Annotated in this window: 1 protein-coding gene; it reads right to left on the reverse strand. The window is 35.3% G+C overall.

All coding sequences use genetic code 11. From position 1 onward, the window contains the following. Window positions 1-520: 520 nt before the first annotated feature. The gene (locus G561_RS0113555) at window positions 521-1,114 is read right to left on the reverse strand and encodes a YidX family protein (protein WP_028860000.1); all 594 of its coding nucleotides are present in this window, start codon (window positions 1,112-1,114) and stop codon (window positions 521-523) included. Window positions 1,115-1,295 lie beyond the last annotated feature (181 nt).

Here is a 1,295-nt window from a genome sequence, read left to right on the forward strand (position 1 = left end):
CCTCATCGCTGGGTGCCACCGCAATAGGGGATTGGTCGGATGCTTACCTTGTAGAGTCATAATTGCTACTATTTTTGATTTATTGTTATCTTCTGACATGGTATTACCTCGGTCTATTTATTGATTGAGATTAAAAATAATACGAATGATTGTATTACTATCAATTATAGTAACCTAAGAAATAGAAGATTCACTGTGAAAAAATGGTAAGAATTGTTATTCCAATTTGAAGTAAGGACTTCGCTTTATACGCAATTATTTTGAACCTATACTTTCACAGTTTTACGAGCCTAATTATGACTTTGAAATCGTTAGTTTTACCCTTAAAAATACTTTGGACTAGCAAAGAAAACCTCAGCGATAGCTCTAAAAAATAGACGTATTTTTTGTTTCATCTCTATTCACTTTGGCTTACCTGCTTCCACTCTACCGAAAAAAAGCGGACTTTTTAGGAAGCCCGCTTTATTAATTTCTAACAACATCATTGGAACATACAATAATTTGTGAATAATACGCCAGGTTACTTTTCAGGCATAGGCTGTACAGGCAATGTCACTAGATCAAAGACAATAGCAATAGGAAGTACCATCCATAGACCAGCTTGAGCTATTTTTCCTGTACCATTATTTTGATAAAAATGTATTTTAGCAGGTTCTCTTAACTTGTAAGTTAATGAGTCAGCGTTATTTGGTTTACTAACAATCGTTAATTTAGCGTCTTCAATACCTCTAGTACAGTAAGGATGTCTTTCGCCCCCAATGCATCTAAACCCTGCGTCTACTAATAATTGCACACTATTTCTTTTAGCTTCTAGATTTGCTTCAAGGTCGTCAGACCTCCAATCATACTCAAAGTCAATACCCACGCAACCATGCTTAGAGCTACAATCTTTACCCCCTACCTCCACTCGATACGCACCATCTTTTGCATATCTATTAGGTCTTAGTGTCATATACTTTAAATCTAGATCAGAATTTAATAGTCTGACAAAAGAATCATCATTGTTAGCTGTTTGAATTAAATAACCTTGTTTTTGTCCAGATAATACCAAAGCATTCTCATAGTTTTTAATGGGTTTACTGGGTACTCCAACTGCAACAATAGTGTCACTCAATGAGTCATTTAAATCCCATTGTGCTGTTTTTCTCTCTTCAATCCTGTCGATAATATGGCCCGATGCAACACAACCCGTTAATACTGATATAACGTACTCCCCAATGTCTAGACCAAATTATCATAAAATTAAGATAGAATTGGGTTGATAAAACGATTCATTATCCGAACTATTGTTAGCC

It is taken from the genome of Psychrobacter phenylpyruvicus DSM 7000 = NBRC 102152 (genome assembly GCF_000685805.1).
Lineage (GTDB): Bacteria > Pseudomonadota > Gammaproteobacteria > Pseudomonadales > Moraxellaceae > Psychrobacter > Psychrobacter phenylpyruvicus.